We start from the raw sequence: 1160 nt of genomic DNA, 5'->3' as shown, positions 1-1160 counted from the left end.
AGTAGCAACTGTCTTGTCAGGGGCTGCCGAGGGCTACCTCGGCGTCCCGCTTGCGAGCATTTAGGATCACCAGCATTTTCCGCATGACCGCCACAAGTGCCACCTTGCTCGCTTTACCCTTGGCCTTCAGGCCTGCATAGAAATCGCGGAGTTTTGGCTCGTACCGGATGGCCGTCAGGGCCGCCATGTAGAGGGCTTCGCGTACCACTGCGCGCCCTCCACTGATACGTCGTTGGCCATGCCAGGTGCCGCTTTCGCGGTTCATCGGCGCCACGCCCACTAGTGATGCAATGGCTTTGCTCCCAAGGCTGCCCAGCTCGGGCAACTCGCAGGCAAGGGTGCTGACCAGAATTGGCCCGACGCCCTTCACAGAGCCGATGTTCTGCCAACCAGGCTGTCCTTCCAGCTGTTCGCCGATAGCTTTGTCCAATTGCTTCAGCTCGTCAGATAGCTGAGCTATATGGCGTTTCTTCATCGCGATCAGATCTGGATCAACCAAACGTCGCAAGCGCTGCATCTCGCTGACCCGCATCTGGACCAGATGCCTGCGGCATTGCGAAAACTCCGCCAGACGTTGCTGCCAAGGAGCAGGCGGTACGTAGCGGGTAAGCGACAACAGATGGGCCATCTGCGCAAGCACCGTGGCATCGATTCGATCGGTTTTCGCTGCCCGGCCGATGCCCTGGGCAAACCGCCGTGCACGCGCTGGATTGATGCGCACCACCGGCAGGCCGGCAGAGTGCAGGGCATCAAGAGCAGCACGCTCGTACCCCCCGCTGGCCTCGAGAACAACCTGCTTGATGGGCCACTTCTTCAACCACCGGATCAAGCTGGCAAAGCCACGCTTGTCGTTGCTGAATTGGCGAAACTGCTCGTCATGGACGGCCACATCCAACATGGCCTTGCTCACGTCGATCCCGATCCCAAACATGGCAGAACTCCGCTAGGCTGACAGGGTCGAGAGCTCTCCCAGCTAGCCCAGTCTTATCAGTTCGAGCGCCAACTCAACCAACTGTTCGGGCGTTTCAGGGAGATTCCGGCGTGGGGACCCAAGCTACTCTACGGTCGAAAGACCTGGATCCACACGGTCGCCCACGCCGGGCTCTCGGCACCTAAAGTGCCAGATCGGCAAGAGATAAGATCCACGCCATGCGTGGATG

General features: G+C 59.9%; 1 protein-coding gene. It reads right to left on the bottom strand.

Annotated features, from left to right (window positions below; genetic code table 11):
• Nucleotides 1-16: 16 nt before the first annotated feature.
• Nucleotides 17-931: an IS110 family transposase gene (locus DCO49_RS20050; RefSeq protein WP_116865470.1), complete on the bottom strand. Its 915-nt coding sequence runs from the start codon at nt 929-931 to the stop codon at nt 17-19.
• Nucleotides 932-1160 lie beyond the last annotated feature (229 nt).

Origin of the sequence: Stenotrophomonas sp. SPM (assembly GCF_003105135.1) — a bacterium.
Lineage (GTDB): Bacteria > Pseudomonadota > Gammaproteobacteria > Xanthomonadales > Xanthomonadaceae > Stenotrophomonas.
The sequence above is the reverse complement of the archived record's forward strand: the minus strand, read 5'-3'. Positions and strand labels throughout refer to the sequence as shown.

Bases quoted from the DNA above. Each gene is read 5' to 3' on its own strand.
- DCO49_RS20050 (WP_116865470.1), bottom strand. From the start codon at position 931: ATGTTTGGGATCGGGATCGACGTGAGCAAGGCCATGTTGGATGTGGCC.